Origin of the sequence: Treponema sp. (assembly GCF_051883275.1) — a bacterium.
In the GTDB taxonomy this organism is placed as follows: domain Bacteria; phylum Spirochaetota; class Spirochaetia; order Treponematales; family Treponemataceae; genus Treponema_D.
Map to the genome: position 1 here is coordinate 30,000 of NZ_JBJETK010000053.1, position 16,744 is coordinate 46,743.

12 protein-coding genes and 1 riboswitch are annotated in these 16,744 nt (G+C 46.4%); of the genes, 7 read left to right on the forward strand and 5 right to left on the reverse strand.

From position 1 onward, the window contains the following. The first annotated feature begins 56 nt into the window (after positions 1-56). From ACI4L0_RS08730 to ACI4L0_RS08755, 6 genes are all read left to right on the forward strand, one after another. A complete protein-coding gene (locus tag ACI4L0_RS08730; RefSeq protein WP_439799782.1) occupies positions 57-920 on the forward strand; it encodes an Rpn family recombination-promoting nuclease/putative transposase in 864 nt (287 codons plus the stop codon). Between the two features lie 489 nt (positions 921-1,409). Then, positions 1,410-1,519: riboswitch (TPP riboswitch) on the forward strand. Between the two features lie 53 nt (positions 1,520-1,572). Continuing rightward, on the forward strand, positions 1,573-2,391 hold the full coding sequence (gene thiM, locus ACI4L0_RS08735; RefSeq protein ID WP_439799783.1) for a hydroxyethylthiazole kinase: 819 nt from the start codon (positions 1,573-1,575) through the stop codon (positions 2,389-2,391). Further along, positions 2,378-3,043 carry a thiamine phosphate synthase gene (gene thiE / locus ACI4L0_RS08740; protein ID WP_439799784.1) on the forward strand — a complete coding sequence of 222 codons (666 nt, stop codon included), beginning with the start codon at positions 2,378-2,380 and terminating at the stop codon, positions 3,041-3,043. The genes thiM and thiE overlap by 14 nt, the downstream gene beginning before the upstream one ends. A 34-nt stretch (positions 3,044-3,077) precedes the next feature. After that, the gene (gene thiD, locus ACI4L0_RS08745) at positions 3,078-3,869 is read left to right on the forward strand and encodes a bifunctional hydroxymethylpyrimidine kinase/phosphomethylpyrimidine kinase (RefSeq protein WP_439799785.1); all 792 of its coding nucleotides are present in this window, start codon (positions 3,078-3,080) and stop codon (positions 3,867-3,869) included. A gap of 3 nt (positions 3,870-3,872) precedes the next feature. Then, entirely contained in the window at positions 3,873-5,048 is a 1,176-nt protein-coding gene (gene cytX, locus ACI4L0_RS08750; RefSeq protein WP_439799786.1) for a putative hydroxymethylpyrimidine transporter CytX, read from the forward strand. Between the two features lie 96 nt (positions 5,049-5,144). After that, positions 5,145-6,650, forward strand: a complete 1,506-nt coding sequence (locus tag ACI4L0_RS08755) for an HD domain-containing phosphohydrolase (protein ID WP_439799787.1) — start codon at positions 5,145-5,147, stop codon at positions 6,648-6,650. 29 nt (positions 6,651-6,679) lie between these two features. Here the strand turns inward: ACI4L0_RS08755 and ACI4L0_RS08760 are convergent, their stop codons facing one another. The 5 genes from ACI4L0_RS08760 to leuS all read right to left on the reverse strand — a co-directional run bounded on the left by ACI4L0_RS08760 (position 6,680) and on the right by leuS (position 14,686). Continuing rightward, positions 6,680-8,194: a phosphomannomutase/phosphoglucomutase gene (locus ACI4L0_RS08760; protein ID WP_439799788.1), complete on the reverse strand. Its 1,515-nt coding sequence runs from the start codon at positions 8,192-8,194 to the stop codon at positions 6,680-6,682. 135 nt (positions 8,195-8,329) lie between these two features. Then, positions 8,330-9,127, reverse strand: coding sequence for an NAD(+) diphosphatase (gene nudC / locus ACI4L0_RS08765; RefSeq protein ID WP_439799789.1), 798 nt, complete (start codon positions 9,125-9,127; stop codon positions 8,330-8,332). A 275-nt stretch (positions 9,128-9,402) separates the two neighbouring features. Next, positions 9,403-10,881 carry a ketol-acid reductoisomerase gene (ilvC, locus tag ACI4L0_RS08770; RefSeq protein ID WP_439799790.1) on the reverse strand — a complete coding sequence of 493 codons (1,479 nt, stop codon included), beginning with the start codon at positions 10,879-10,881 and terminating at the stop codon, positions 9,403-9,405. Positions 10,882-11,085: 204 nt separating this feature from the next. After that, on the reverse strand, positions 11,086-12,018 hold the full coding sequence (locus ACI4L0_RS08775; RefSeq protein ID WP_439799791.1) for a cation diffusion facilitator family transporter: 933 nt from the start codon (positions 12,016-12,018) through the stop codon (positions 11,086-11,088). A gap of 1 nt (position 12,019) precedes the next feature. Then, a complete protein-coding gene (leuS, locus tag ACI4L0_RS08780) occupies positions 12,020-14,686 on the reverse strand; it encodes a leucine--tRNA ligase (protein WP_439799792.1) in 2,667 nt (888 codons plus the stop codon). 383 nt (positions 14,687-15,069) lie between these two features. On the opposite strand from leuS, the gene ACI4L0_RS08785 reads away from it, so the two are divergent. Beyond that, complete coding sequence (locus ACI4L0_RS08785; protein WP_439799782.1) at positions 15,070-15,933, forward strand: Rpn family recombination-promoting nuclease/putative transposase; 864 nt, start codon at positions 15,070-15,072, stop codon at positions 15,931-15,933. Positions 15,934-16,744: the final 811 nt, after the last annotated feature.

A 16,744-nucleotide genomic window follows, 5' to 3' on the forward strand; every position in this document is an offset into this window, starting at 1 on the left:
TTTAAAAAATTTCAGCAATATATAAGTAAACCCAAAAAACTTACATGGAGAACAGATTGAACTACTACCTTCAAAAATCGCTGGAAGCGCAGTGGAAAAACGCATCGCTTTCGAACAACTTTATCTTCTGCCGCGTGATGAGCGAAAACCTCGACCTGTGCAAGGACTTCCTTGAAATGCTCCTGAACATCCAGATTGAGCGGCTGGAACTTTCGCAGGCGGAAAAGACTATCGACGTAGACTTCCTTTCAAAAGGCGTGCGCTTTGACGTCTACGTAAAGGACGGAACAGGACGCTGCTTCGACATCGAAATGCAGACCACAGACCGCAAGAACCTTCCCAAGCGCGCACGCTATTATCAGGGAATTCTTGACATCTCGAACCTGAGCCAGGGCTTTGACTACGAGGAGCTTCACGAAAGCTACATAATCTTTCTCTGCCTTGACGACGTTTTCAAAAAGGGACTCCCTATTTACACGTTCAGGAACGTATGTGAAGAAGACGGAAAGACACCTCTGAACGACGGAACTGTAAAAGTCTTTTGCAACGCCCGAAAGTATGATAAAATGCCCACAGAAAGGCTCAGGACTTTTTTCAGGTATCTTCTTGAAAACAAAGCCGACAGCTCCGGCTTTGCAAAATCGCTCGAGGAAAAAGTCATGCGCGCCAAAATCCCCGCTGAACAATGGAGGACACAGATGACTTTAGAGCAGGAAATATATTTTATCAAAAAGCACGCCCGTGCAGACGGCTATGAAGAAGGCTACAGAGCCGCCGCCGCAGAAAAAGAAGAAGCAGTGAACGAAGCGCTGAATGAAGAAAAACTTGCAAACGCCAGAAAACTTAAAGAATCCGGGGTTTCCGTGGAAATTATTTCCAAATGCACAGGCCTTTCCCTGGAGCAGGTTCTGGAATTGTAAGGTAATTTTTACCGAGTGGCACGTCAAATAAAACCCAGAAAATTCTCACTGAGAATTTTTAAAAACTCACTGAGAATTTTTTAAAAGTCAGTGAGAATTTTTAAAAACTCACTGAGTTTTTCCATAAAGTCCACTGAGAATTTTTCACAAATTACTTAAAATCATCAGAAAGAACGGCTGCTTTTGTTTTCTACACTGTCATGCGGCATAAAAAAAACGTCATGCTGTCCAAAACCTCGTCATGCGGCATTTGTCCCCTCTGTCATGCTGAACTCGTTTCAGCATCTATGTTGGGCACACCACACGGATTCCGAAACAAGTTCGGAATGACATGGAAGTCTGGAATGACAATGAAAGCTCGTCATGACAGTGCAAGCCCATCATGCGGTATAAAAAAAATGTCATGCTGTCTAAAAAGTCCTGTCATGCTGAACTCGTTTCAGCATCTGTGCGCAGGCTCTTGAAATTATGATTTCAATTCTATAAAGTATTCCCTGCACGGGGAGCCTGCGTAAAGCTTGCTGAGAGTAGGATGTGTTCCTTGACCCGAAAACCTGATTTGGATAATGCCAACGTAGGAACTGCACAGCCAACGCCTCTTTTAAATACGTGGAATTATTCAAATTGTATTCTATAAAAAAAGAGGTTCTATATGTTCAAAGAATGTCTTGATTCCGTAAGGGAAAAATCTCCTTTAATCCACAACATCACAAATTATGTTACGGTAAATGATGTGGCAAACGCAATTCTCGCGGTCGGCGCAAGTCCGATTATGGCTGACGAAAAAAAGGAAGTTGAAGAAATCACAGGAATCTGCGGCGGTCTGAATATAAACATCGGCACGCTCAACCGCAGAACAATCGCCTCCATGTTCAAGGCAGGAAAAAAAGCAAACAGCCTTGCGCACAAAACACTTCTTGACCCCGTGGGAGCCGGAGCCAGCGCGCTCAGGACACAGACAGCAATCCAGCTTCTTAGCAAAGTGAAATTCGACGTGGTGCGCGGAAACATCTCGGAAATAAAGACACTTGCAACAGGCAGCGGAAAAACACAGGGCGTAGACGCAAACATAGAGGACGCAGTTTCAGAAGGCAATCTTGAAGCCGCCGTTCAGTTTGCAAAAAATTTCTCTGCGCAGCACGGATGCATCACGGCGATAACAGGAGCAATCGATCTTGTTGCAGACAGCACAAGATGCTTTGTCATCAGAAACGGCCGCCCGGAAATGGGGCGCATAACGGGAACAGGCTGCCAGCTGAGCGGAATCATGACAGCATTTGTCTGCGCAGGAAGCAATCCTCTGGAATCAGCCGCAGCAGCAGTCTGCGCAATGGGGCTTGCCGGTGAAACCGCCTGGAGCAGAATGGAAAGCGGCGATGGAAATTCAACCTACAGAAACCGAATCATAGACGCTCTTTTCAACATGACAGGGGCAGAGCTTGAGGCAGGCGCAAAGTATGAAATCCGCTGAGCTTAAAAATTCCCTCCTGCTGTATGCCGTTACAGACAGAATGTGGCTGGGCGGAAACTTTCCGTGCAAAACGCTGCATGAGGCTGTGGAGCAGGCTGTTGAAGGCGGAGCTACCATTGTCCAGCTCAGGGAAAAAGCCATGGACGAAGCGGACTTTCTGGCAGAGGCGCAGGACATAAAAAAAATATGCGCCGCAAGGCAAATTCCGCTTATTATAAACGACAACATTCAGGTTGCCGTAAAATCAGGCGCGGACGGCGTGCACATCGGACAGCATGACATGAGCATGCTCCGTGCCAGGGAAATTCTGGGGCAGGACAAAATAATCGGTGTTTCATGCCAGACAGTCGGACAGGCCGTTCAGGCTGAAAAAGACGGGGCGGACTACCTGGGCGTGGGAGCTGTTTTTGCCACGTCCACAAAAAACGATGCGGACTCTGTTTCCATTGAAACACTGAAGGAAATCTGCGCCGCTGTAAAAATCCCGGTGGTTGCAATCGGCGGAATCACGAATGAAAACATGGAGCTTTTGAAGGGCAGCGGAATAGCAGGAATTTCCGTTATCAGCGCAATTTTCGCGCAGAAAGACATACGGCAGGCGGCAAGAAATCTTCTGGAATCTTCCGCCGGGCTTTTTTCACAAGATTCTTGAAATGTGCAAGAAAAAAAAATTTTAGGAGGAATTTTTGAAAACCGCATTAACAATCGCAGGCTCTGATTCAAGCGGGGGCGCAGGAATTCAGGCGGATATAAAAACAATGGCGGCAAACGGAGTATTCGCAATGAGCGCCGTTACCGCCCTGACTGCGCAGAACACCACAGGAGTAAAGTCCGTGCTTGAATCCACCCCTGAATTTTTAAAAGACCAGCTTGACTGTGTTTTCACCGACATTTTTCCCGATGCTGTAAAAACAGGAATGGTTTCGTCTGAAAGCCTGATAAAAACAATCTCGGAGCGGCTGAAATTTTACAATGCAAAAAACATTGTGGTTGACCCGGTGATGGTTTCCACAAGCGGCTGCAAGCTGATTTCCGACAACGCAGTGGAAACTCTCTGCGCGGAGCTGTTTCCGCTCGCATCGGTTGTAACGCCGAATATTCCCGAGGCTGAAATTCTTTCAGGCATGAAAATTTCATCAGAGGAGCTGATGGAAAAAGCCGCGCGGGCAATAGGAGAAAAATTCGGCACTGCGGTTCTTTTAAAGGGCGGACACAACATGAACGATGCAAACGATCTTCTGTTCCACAACGGAAAAAGCCGCTGGTTCATGGGGAAGAAAATCGACAACCCGAATACGCACGGCACAGGCTGCACGCTTTCAAGCGCAATCGCCTCTAACCTCGCAAAGGGCAAATCGCTGGAAGAGTCAGTTGAAAAGGCAAAGGCGTATATTTCAGGCTGTCTGGAATACAGGCTCAATCTCGGCAAGGGAAGCGGCCCGATGAACCACTCATTCAGAATAAATGGAGAATATTGAAATATGAAAACAAAATCCACAGAAATAAACATGGCTCTGATTTGGTTCGGCGCAGGAGTTTCAATCGCTGAAATAATAACGGGAACATATTTTGCGCCGCTGGGCTTTTCGCGCGGACTCGCCGCAATTCTTGCAGGGCATCTCATAGGCTGCGCTCTTCTTTTTCTTGCAGGATTCATCGGCTCTAAATCACAGAAAAGCTCAATGGAAACAACCAAGATGAGCTTTGGAATTCTAGGGGGAAAATTCTTTGCGCTGCTGAATATAATGCAGCTTGCCGGCTGGACTGGAATCATGATTTATGACGGAGCGCTGTCCGTCAACGGAATTTTTGAGACCGGCGCATGGATGTGGTCAATTATAATAGGGCTTCTTATAGCGGCATGGATTGCGCTTGGAATAAAAAACGTGAGCAGGCTCAACATAGCGGCTCTTTCTGCCCTGTTTATTCTTACAGTTGTGCTGTGCAGAATAATTTTCTTCAGCGGAAACGGCAGCGCGCTGACCTCAGAAAGCCAGGATGCAATGAGTTTCGGCGCAGCAGTGGAGCTTGCCGCCGCAATGCCGATTTCATGGCTTCCCCTCATCAGCGACTACACCAAGGAAAGCAAAAGGCCGCTCGCCTCTTCTCTTGCAAGCAGCGCGGTCTATGGAATCACAAGCTGCTGGATGTACCTGATCGGAATGGGAGCCGCAATATTCACCTCGGAAACAGACATTTCCCTGATTCTGCTCAAGTCCGGGCTGGGATGGGCGGCTCTTGCAATCGTGGTTCTTTCAACTGTAACAACAACATTCCTGGATGCGTTTTCAGCCGGAATTTCATTTGAAAGCATTTCGCTTCGCCCCAAGGCAAAAACAGTTTCGCTCATAGTAACCGCGCTTGGAACAGCAGGAGCTGTGATTCTTCCCATGGAAAACATCACGGGATTTTTGTATCTCATAGGCTCGGTTTTTGCCCCGATGATTGCAATTCAGATAGCGGATTTCTTTGTGCTTAAAAACGACAGCTCCGCGCAGAAACTTGACATTGCAAAAGCCGTTATCTGGGCGGCGGGATTTGTCCTTTATAGAATTTCGCTGGGCTGGAATTTCTTTCTGGGGAACACTCTGCCTGTAATGCTCGCAGTTTTTGCGGTTACGCTTGTATACGGAAAGGCAAAGAGGCGTGCCCTGTAATCTCTATAGCATCAAGGAAAAATCGGAAAATCACTGCAAAATGGTTTTCCGAAATGCCCTAGTAAAAAGGATTTCATTTATTATATAATCCTTTTTATGGAACTTACAAAAGGCACACGTAGAAAAATCATTTTTCTTTATCTAGGAATCACTGCGGTTTCAAACCTGATTGCGGCGATGATTCCAATCACTTTTTCCACACCCACAGTCCAGGCGTCCTTTATGAGCGGCTGGATAGAATTTCTTGAAAAATACACTACCCTCACAAACCTTGTGTCTGTCATGAATTTCTTGATTCCCCTTGTGCTGTGCATTGTCTATGCCTCCAGGAGCGACGCTGAAAATTTTTACAGCCGCTTTATAAATCTTCCGATTGCTTATTCATTCATTGGAATCACAGGATGGATTGCCTATTTTTTAATAGAAATCATAATTCTTTTTTCAATACGGAATTCATACGACATTCAGATTGCATCGATTATTTTTACCTCTTCAATTTACATAACGCTTGAGGCTCTGTTAAGCTTTACGCTTTCGTACTTTATAATGGAAACCCTGCACAGAAAAAAATTTCTTCCAAAATATTTTCCCGGCGGAAACCTGTGCAAAATAAAGGGAACAATCACTCCCTCAATGAAATTTCTTTTTATCGCGCTTTATATTTCAACGGTGCTTTTTCCTGTTTTTTATCTTCTTTCTATAATAGCAACGGCGGTTTGCGACGGGCGGCTTTCCGTGGACAGGAATTCGATTTTTATGCTTTTTTCGATTCTGTTTTTTGGAATTCTTCTCTTTGTGATTTTCAAGGATTATTTCAGCTCGCCGCTCAAGGAGCTTCAGAAAAAGGCGGGGCAGATTACCGAGGGAAACTACAGCGCAAAGGCGAACATTGTAACAACAGATTCGTTCGGAGTTCTTGCGGATACGTTCAACGAAATGATAGCCGCCCTTGATGAAAAAACAAAGCACATTTTCAGAATTCAGAATTCAATAATCACAGGAATGGCTGCAATGGTTGAAAGCCGCGACAACAGCACAGGAGGGCATATCAAGCGGACAAGCGAATGTGTGCGGATTTTTATGGGCGAATTAAAAAACACGGAGGCTTATAAAGACCTGCCGGACTCGTTTTGCCAGGCGGTGATAAAAGCCGCACCTATGCATGACCTTGGAAAAATCGCCGTGGACGATGCCATTCTGCGCAAGCCCGGAAAATTCACAGATGAGGAATACGAAAAGATGAAGCGACATTCAGCGGAGGGCGCAAGGATTATAGAAAACGTTCTGGCTGAAGTGGACGACCCTGAATTCAAGCGCATTGCAATAAACATAGCGCACTATCATCATGAAAAATACAACGGGCAGGGCTACCCGGACAAGCTCGCGGCGGAACAGATTCCGCTTGAAGCAAGGATTATGGCGCTCGCAGATGTGTTTGACGCCCTCGTAAGCAAAAGATGCTACAAGGACACATTTTCCTACGACAAGGCATTCGGGATTATAGAAGACTCCCTTGCAACCCATTTTGACCCGGAGCTTGGCAGAGTGTTTATCTCGTGCCGGGAAAAACTTGAATCCCTTTACAACACACAATACAGATAGCCGCCCTGCCCTTGCAAGCCCCGGAACAATCAGCTGTCCAAAACACTCGTGTCGAGCAGCTCAAAGCCTGAAACAAGTGTCTTTGCAGCTGAAACTATCGCAGCCTTGTCCGCAGGAGTTTTTCCTTCAATATTGAGCGGCATCACAGGGTCATGAAGCGAAAGGCGCAGCAAAAGCCATCCTTCTGCTTTTTCATCATGGAATGAAATGCGAACTCCCTCGTAGCTTTCAGGAAGGTCAAGGTGCATTTCATCTGCGCGCCTCTGGAATTCCGCAAGAACCTTATTTCCGTATTCCCGGAAATTCTCGGTTTTTATTTTAAAGCGGTATTCGGCTTCAGTTCCAGCAGGAGGAAGCTCCGCTATAAGCTCTTCAATGCGCTGTTTTTTTCTGGAGGCTTTTGCAAGCGCGGCAATCAGCTTGACCGCAAGAAATGCGCCGTCGTCAAGATAGTAATTGTCCCTGAGCGCGCCGTGCCCAGAAGTTTCCATTGCAAGCGGACACACGGTTCCGGCTTCGTTGAGCGAACGGCACTTGTCTATTACGTTCTTGTATCCACGCATATAGCGCAGATGCCTGAGTCCGAGTTTTTTTTCAAGAAAGAAAGTAAGGCGGTCGCTTGTTACAGAGTCAGTAACAATCGTGCTTCCGGGAAAATCAGGGGCGAGTATTGCCGCAAAAAGAGCGATTATAGCATCCCGGCTCACTTCCTCTCCGCTGCTGAAAACGGCGCTCATTCTGTCGACATCAGTGTCAAAAATAAGCCCGAGGTCGGAAGAGCTTTCTACAGTTGCGCGCTGAACTGACTGCATCGCCTGTTTGTTTTCAGGATTTGGAATGTGATTCGGGAACATTCCGTCCGGCTCAAGGAACTGGCTCCCTGAAGTATCCGCTCCAAGCGGAATCAGTATTTTTTCCACAAAGAAACCGGCATCTCCGTTTCCTGCATCAACGGCAATCTTAAGCCCCGCAAGCGGCTTTGTGTCCACGGCGGCTCCAAGCTCAAGGCATATCTGCTTTTTAAGATGCTCGGCATAAAGCGAAAGCAAGTCAAACTCTGAATTAAAAGGATTTCCGGCGGCTTTTATTTTTAGTGTCTGGGCTGATTTTAAAATCTCCTCAATGTCGCCATGCTCAAGTCCTCCGTCTGCCGTAAAGAATTTCAGTCCGTTTCTGTTAAAGGGAAGATGGCTCGCAGTGACCATAACAGATGCTGTAAATCGTGTCTGCTCAAAGACAATAGACATGAACTGCGCCGGCGTTGTGGAAAGTCCGCAGTCAACAGTCCTTGCTCCCGAAGCGGCGATTCCCTGCGCAAGCGCGCATGCAAGTTTTTTTCCCGTAATCCGGGCATCTCTTCCTATTCCAACAGTGATATCGGAAGGCTTTCTGCCTGTTTTTTCTTCAAGCCACAAAACAAACGCCTGGCCTATAAGATTGCAGGCTTCCTCGGTAAGATTGACAGGCTCGTCCTTTACACCTTCCGCCGCAACTCCGCGGATATCGCTTCCATTCTGAAGCTTCATAAGATTATACTCAGCCATATTTTCCCCTGAAAAATAAAAATGCTTAAACAACACAGACGGCGTGCTGATGTTTTTCCCGGTGTGCAATTTCAAGTAAAAACACACGCAGCTTTCAAAAGCGTATTTTAGTCATTTTTTCCGCCATGGTCAAATTCAGCGGTCTGTATTCTGGAACACGCCGTTTATAAGATTCCAGGCAACAGAACCGGGGCGCGGAAGCTCTGTTTCAGGCGGAAGCTCTGTTCTTTTAAACCAGCGCGCTTCAAGTATTTCCTCCTCCTGAATTTTAAGCTCGCCGCTTTCATAGTCTGCCGTAAACGCAAACATAAGCTGGTCGGGAAAAGGCCACGCCTGGCTTCCGCGGTACCTGATGTTCTTTACACGGATTCCAGTTTCTTCCATTATCTCGCGCGCAACACAGGCTTCAAGACTTTCGCCCTGCTCCACAAACCCGGAAACACAGGCAAAATTTTTATAGGAGGAATTTCTGTTTTTGACAAGAAGTATTTCATCCTGCCTTGAAACAAGAGTAATCGTGGCAGGCTCAATGCGCGGAAAAAACACAGAGCCGCACCCGGGGCACCGCTTTGCGGATTCCTTTTTATCGTCATCAAGGCGATTTCCGCATGAAGGGCAAAAGACAAAAATTTTCCGCTGCTTTAAAAGACTCGCTGCCCGTGACGCAAGAAAAGAAAGCTCCCTGTGCTCAAAGCAAAACTGCCTTACAGGAATAAAAGCGCAGCCTTCAGGAAGCACAGCATTTTTTTTTGCAAGAGCCGCCGCATAAAAAAGATTTGTTTCCGTATACCAGTCATCGGAAAAATCATCTGAAGCAAAATAAAGAAATTCGTTTTTGGATATAGGGCAGTTGTTTTTTACAAGAATTTCATTTTCCAGAAACACAAAAAAAACAGATGCTTCAAGCACCGCCGGACGTGTGACAACAGGCATTATACTCTCCGTAAAAAAAAATCGCTGCTTCTATTATAAAATAAACGCCGCATGATTCGCTTAACACAAAAACCAATGCGGCGCATTTTTTAACCAGCACTGAATAATCCATATCCGGCTTTTATCCAGTGTTCCATATAATTTATAGCTGCCCCGGAAAAAATAAATTCCCCGGGAACTCTGCGGCCCTTACAGAACAGGCTTCATTGCTGTCATACGGCACGGAGGCATATCCTGTTTTTTATGGACATTTACTGACCGTGCCTGCCAGTTTTTTACAAAACTGGTTTCATTGCTGTCATATAGGCACGGAGCTTTCTTCCGACTACTTCAATCGGGTGGTTGCGGATTTCAGCGTTTACTTCTACGAGCTGTGTGTTGCTTACGCTTGTGTCCTTAAGCTCAAGGCCTTTTCCGATTACGTCTGTGTGAAGCTTAGGCATAAGGTCTTTTGCCATCATCGGAGCGGCAACGTTTGCAAAAAGGTAGCAGCCGTATTCAGCGGTGTCGGAAATTACGCGGTTCATTTCGTAGAGGCGCTTGCGGTCAATCAGGTTTGCAATGAGCGGAACTTCGTGCAGTGATTCGTAGTAAGCAGATTCTTCCTTGATTCCTGCGTCAACCATAGTTTCGAATGCAAGCTCGCAGCCGGCCTTTACCATTGCCACCATGAGGATTCCCTTGTCAAAGTATTCCTGCTCGGAAATTTCTTCCTTAGATTCCTCGTTCTTTTCAAACGGAAGTTTTCCAGTTTCCTCGCGCCATGTCAAAAGGTCGTGGTCTTTATTTGCCCAGTCCTGCATCATTGTAGAAGAGAATTTTCCGCTGATGATGTCGTCCATGTGCTTCTGATAAAGAGGAGCAAGGAGCTTTTTGATTTCCTTGGAAAGCTCGTTTGCCTTGATTTTTGCAGGGTTTGAAAGGCGGTCCATCATGTTTGTAACTCCGCCCCACTTGAGAGCTTCTGAAATTACGTTCCAGCCGTGCATAAGGAATTTTGTGGCGTATTCAGGTGCAATGCCTTCACTCACCATCTTGTCGTAGCATACGATAGTTCCTGCCTGAAGCATACCGCACAGAATTGTCTGCTCGCCCATAAGGTCGGATTTTACTTCGGCAACAAAAGAAGATTCAAGAACGCCTGCCTTGCTTCCGCCCATTCCCACAGCCAGAGCCTTTGCATAAGCCCAGCCCTTGCCTTCCGGGTCGTTTACAGGATGAACTGCGATAAGGTCAGGAACTCCGAATCCCCTCTGGAATTCGTGCCATACTTCTGTTCCCGGGCCTTTCGGAGCGCACATTACAACCGTTATGTCCGGGCGGATCTGCATTCCCTCTTCAATCATGTTAAATCCGTGTGAATACCACAGGGCAGAGCCTTTTTTCATTCTCTTCATTACTTCTGTGATTACAGGAGTGTGCTGCTTATCTGGAGTAAGGTTTCCCACAAGGTCAGCAGTCGGAATAAGCTCATCGTAAGTGCCTACTTTAAAACCGTTTTCAGTGGCGTTTTTCCATGACTGGCGTTTTTCTGCAATAGCCGCCTCGCGGAGAGCGTAGCTTACATCAAGCCCCGAGTCGCGCAGACACATTCCCTGGTTCAAGCCCTGTGCGCCGCATCCAACGATTACGATTTTTTTTCCTTTGAGAGCGTTTACACCGTCAGCAAATTCTTCTTTTGCCATTGAGCGGCAGTGGCCGAGCTGAAGCCGTGCCTCGCGCCATGGAATTGAGTTAAAATAATTGTTTCCCATTTTCATTTTCCTTTTATTTTGGGCGTCCCGGTACAAAGTACCGTCGGCAGTTCCGCACTTCGCTAACGCTCATCCCTTGCGGGACTAAAGGTGCTTCATTGCCTGACGCTGTTGGTTTTATTCATTAATTATAAACAAACAGTATTATTGTGTAAAGTGAAATAAAAGAAACAAAAACTTGCATTCTGCGCAACAATGCATTTTCTACAAGCTTCCCGGAGTCAGCCCGAATTCCTCCTTGGGCTGATGTCCGTCAGAGCCATTAGGCTCTATGTGTATTACAATGTCATAAATTTCAGGGATTTCCTTGCGTATGGCACTTTCAACCTGCTCGCTCAGCTCATGCGCCTCATAAACAGAAAGCATCGGATCAACTTCAATATCCAGATCAACATCAAAGCTTGAAGCCATTCTGCGGATTCTAGCCTTGTGCGGATTTTTGACATTCGGAACTGTTGCAACCGCGTCAAAAAGCTTTCTATAAAGAGAGCTGTCCGCGTTTCCGTCCATAAGCTCCATGTTCATTCTTGCAAAAAGCAAAGCGGCATTCTTGATTACCCATGCGCCCACAAGCAGCGCAACAACAGGATCAAGCACCGGCATTTTAAAAATCTCAGAAAGCAAAAGGCCTGCAAGCACCGCCCCCGAAAGCGCAATGTCATTCTTCATGTTCTGCGCGTTGGCCTTTACAATTTCGCTTTCCGCGATTTTCCCATAATGAAACTGAACCACCGCAAGCAGAGTTTTTCCTGCCATGGAAACCACCGCCGCATAAACCGCCGCCAGTGAAATTTCATTCTGAAAATCTCCGCATATAAGCTTTTTAACCGCGGAAAGAACAAGCTGTCCGCCTGCAAAAAAAATTATAAACGCCAGAGCCATTGTGGCAGTTGTTTCCGCGCGCGCGTGCCCCCAGGGATGCTCCTTGTCGCCCGGCTGCTGGATTATCCTGCTCACAAACAGCGTCACAAATGCAATCAAGACATCCGTGGAGCTGTCGATTGCATCTCCCGCCACTGCAAGCGAGCCTGAAAGGTATGCAAAAAGAAATTTCACAGCGGCAAGAACAACATTCCCCGACAGAGCCACAATGCCGGCAGTCTTTATATAATGCGCCCTAAGATCGGAGTGCTTCATTTTATTTCACCACAATATTCACAAGCTTGTCCTTTACGACAATGACTTTTGCAACTGTTTTTCCGTCCGTGAATTTCCTGTAGCCGTCAGTTTCAGCCGCAAGCTTTTTCAGCGTGTCCTCGTCTGTTCCCGGGGCGGCTTCAAACTTGTCGCGGAGCTTTCCGTTTATCATCACAACAATCTCAATGCTGTCTTCCTTGCAGAATTCCTCGCTGAACGAAGGCCACTTTTCGTAGGCGATTGTCTTTTCAGCTCCAAGCTTCTGCCAAAGCTCTTCTCCAAGATGGGGAGCATAAGGGCTTAGAACCAAAACAAAATCCTTCCACATTGCCTTTGGAATGGAAGCGAACTTTGAAGCTTCGTTTATAAAAATCATCATCTGGCTTATCGCAGTGTTGAAGCTCAGGGAATCAGTGTCCTCCGTGACTTTTTTTATTGTCTGGGCGAACACTTTTCTAAGGGAAACAAGAGCCTTGTCCGCAAGCTGCCCCTTTATGTCTATATCGTCCATCGGCTTTTCGCTGATGTTCCAGACTTTTTCAAGAAAGCGGTTTATGCCGATAAGCCCCTGCGTGTTCCATGGCTTGGAAACAGTGAGCGGCCCCATAAACATCTCGTACATACGCACAGAATCCGCGCCGTACTTTTGAATCATCTCGTCAGGATTTACAACATTCTTGAGCGACTTGGACATCTTTGCGATGATTTTTTCAACCTGCTCGCCGGTAGCTTTTTCAAAGAAAGCGCCGTTTTTCTCTTCAACCTCGTCAGTGGGAACAAGAGTTTTGTTTTTTCTCTGAAAGGCGAATGATGTAATAAGCCCCTGGTTTATCAGACGCTGGAACGGCTCCTTTGTTGAAACAACGCCGAGATCATACAAAACCTTGTGCCAGAACCTCGCATACAAAAGATGAAGAACCGCATGCTCCGCTCCGCCCACGTAAAGGTCAACAGGCATCCAATATTCTTCCTTTTCCCTTGAGCAGAATTCATCAGGGTTCTTTGAGTCAAGATAGCGAAGATAATACCAGCACGAGCCTCCCCACTGCGGCATTGTGTTTGTTTCACGTCGGGCTTTTCCGCCGCACACAGGGCAGGTTGTGTTCACCCATGAGCTGATTGCGGCAAGCGGGCTTTCTCCTGTTCCGGTCGGCTGGTAGGACTTTACATCAGGAAGCCTTACCGGCAGATCTTTTTCAGTCACAGGAACACAGCCGCATTTTTCGCAGTGAACAAGAGGAATCGGCTCGCCCCAGTAACGCTGGCGGCTAAAAATCCAGTCGCGCAGCTTGTAGTTCACGGTTGCCTTTCCGCATTTTTTCTGCTCCAGAAACTGAATCATCTGGGTGATTGCATCCTTTGTGGACTTTCCCGTGAGGAAGCCGGAATTTATTGAATATCCATCCTTTGCGGAAGTGCACTCATTTGCCACTGAAAAAACTTCAGGGTGCGCATCGCAGAGCTTTTTGTACTCACCGGGATTTTCCGCAGCCGAACGCAGAAGCTCCGCGCCCTTTTTTTCATCTCCGCCGCCAAGAAGAGCAGCCTCTTCCTTTGTTGCAACAACCTTTATAATGGGCAGCCCGAATTTCTTTGCAAAATCCCAGTCGCGCTCGTCATGCGCAGGAACAGCCATAATCGCGCCTGTTCCATAAGAAGTAAGAACATAGTCAGAAATCCAGATTGGAACTTTCGCGCCGTTCACAGGATCAATTCCATAGCTTCCGGTAAAAACACCGGTCTTGTTCTTGTTCAAGTCAGTGCGCTCAAGATCAGACTTCTTGGCGGCTTCTGCCACGTAGGCTTCAACAGCGGACTTCTGCTGCGGAGTTGTAAGCTCCCCGAGCATTTTATGTTCCGGGGACATAACCATATAAGTGCAGCCAAAAAGAGTATCCGCGCGTGTTGTGTAAACCTTGAGGAATTTTCCAGTGCCATTTCCGTCCGCGCCTGCAACTTCAAATTCAACCTCAGCGCCGGTTGATTTTCCAATCCAGTTCTTCTGCATGAGCTTTACACTTTCCGGCCAGTCCAGAAGCTCCAGATCCTCAAGAAGCCTTTCAGCGTAATCCGTAATCTTTAAAATCCACTGGCGGATTGTCCTGCGCGTTACAACAGAAAGACAACGCTCGCACCGCCCTTCCTTGACTTCCTCATTGGCAAGCCCGGTAAGGCACGAAGGGCACCAGTTGATCGGAGTTTCAGCCTCATAGGCAAGCCCTTTCTTGTAAAGCTGAAGGAAAATCCACTGCGTCCATTTGTAATAGTCCGGCTCGCAGGTTGAAATGCACCTGTCCCAGTCATAGCTAAAACCGAGCGACTTTATCTGCCTTGTGAAATTCTCGATATTCGCATTCGTTGTAATGGAAGGATGAGTTCCCGTCTTTATCGCATAGTTTTCAGCAGGAAGCCCAAAAGAATCGTAGCCCATCGGATGAAGCACATTGAATCCGTTCATGCGAAGATAGCGGCAGTAGATATCTGTCGCTGTGTAGCCTTCAGGATGCCCCACATGAAGCCCCGCTCCGCTCGGATAAGGGAACATATCCAAAACATAGCGCCGCTTTTCCTTGGGAAAGGATGAATCTTCTGCCGCATGGAACGTTTTGTTTTCTTCCCAATATTTCTGCCATTTTATTTCGATATTCTGAAAAGGATAACTGGACATAAAAAGCCTCTGTAAAAAAAATTGATGAACCCCAAAAAAACTGAAGTTTCCGGAAAATTATTATAGAACAAACATAAAATCTTTTCTACATAGCCCTGAATTCGAATCCCCCTCCCCTCACTTTTCTTCTATATATATACTTCCGTCATGCTGTCTAAAAAGCCTTGTCATGCTGTCCAAAAAGCCCTGTCATGCTGAACTCGTTTCAGCATCTGTGTTGTGCACAGTACACAGATTCCGAAACAAGTTCGGAATGACAGTGGGAATTGGGAATGACAGTGCCAATTCATTCGGAATGACAGTGGAACGTTGGCGGAGCGGACAGTTTTTAAAAAATTTCAGCAATATATAAGTAAACCCAAAAAACTTACATGGAGAACAGATTGAACTACTACCTTCAAAAATCGCTGGAAGCGCAGTGGAAAAACGCATCGCTTTCGAACAACTTTATCTTCTGCCGCGTGATGAGCGAAAACCTCGACCTGTGCAAGGACTTCCTTGAAATGCTCCTGAACATCCAGATTGAGCGGCTGGAACTTTCGCAGGCGGAAAAGACTATCGACGTAGACTTCCTTTCAAAAGGCGTGCGCTTTGACGTCTACGTAAAGGACGGAACAGGACGCTGCTTCGACATCGAAATGCAGACCACAGACCGCAAGAACCTTCCCAAGCGCGCACGCTATTATCAGGGAATTCTTGACATCTCGAACCTGAGCCAGGGCTTTGACTACGAGGAGCTTCACGAAAGCTACATAATCTTTCTCTGCCTTGACGACGTTTTCAAAAAGGGACTCCCTATTTACACGTTCAGGAACGTATGTGAAGAAGACGGAAAGACACCTCTGAACGACGGAACTGTAAAAGTCTTTTGCAACGCCCGAAAGTATGATAAAATGCCCACAGAAAGGCTCAGGACTTTTTTCAGGTATCTTCTTGAAAACAAAGCCGACAGCTCCGGCTTTGCAAAATCGCTCGAGGAAAAAGTCATGCGCGCCAAAATCCCCGCTGAACAATGGAGGACACAGATGACTTTAGAGCAGGAAATATATTTTATCAAAAAGCACGCCCGTGCAGACGGCTATGAAGAAGGCTACAGAGCCGCCGCCGCAGAAAAAGAAGAAGCAGTGAACGAAGCGCTGAATGAAGAAAAACTTGCAAACGCCAGAAAACTTAAAGAATCCGGGGTTTCCGTGGAAATTATTTCCAAATGCACAGGCCTTTCCCTGGAGCAGGTTCTGGAATTGTAAGGTAATTTTTACCGAGTGGCACGTCAAATAAAACCCGGAAAATTCTCACTGAGAATTTTTTAAAAGTCAGTGAGAATTTTTAAAAACTCAGTGAGTTTTTCCATAAAGTCCACTGAGAATTTTTCACAAACTACTTAAAGCCATCAGAGAGAACAGCTGCTTTTGTTTTCTACACTGTCATACGGTATAAAAAAAATGTCATGCTGCCTAAAAGCCCTGTCATGCGGCTTTTGCCCCTCTTTTGTCATGCTGAACTCGTTTCAGCATCTGCATTGTGCACAGTGCACAGATTCCGAAACAAGTTCGGAATGACACTGCACCCTCACCATTCCACTGTTTAAAGCCCTTGTCATACGGTATAAAAAAAACGTCATGCTGTGCACAGTGCCCCCTCTGTCATGCCGCCCAAAAACCTCGTCATGCGGTATTTGCCACTTCGTCATGCTGTCTAAAAAGCCTTGTCATGCTGAACTCGTTTCAGCATCTGTGTTGGGCACACTACACGGATTCCGAAACAAGTTCGGAATAACAGTGTAAAGTTGGAATGACAGTGGAAGTTTGGAATGACAATGCCCCCCCAACTTGGGAAAAAATCCCATATCAATAGGGATAGAATCTGCTGACAAATCCTAAATCTCCGCTAAAATAATAACATCATTTTTTGAAAAACTGATATTTACATATCGTTAAAAAAAATGATTCCGTCGTCGGCGGAGTGCCTTGAAAAACAGGTAAACTTACTTGCTTTAGTAAAAATGTACCAGTCAATAAAAGTGGACAAAAAAAATATTTTTTTTCAATTTTCTTTTTT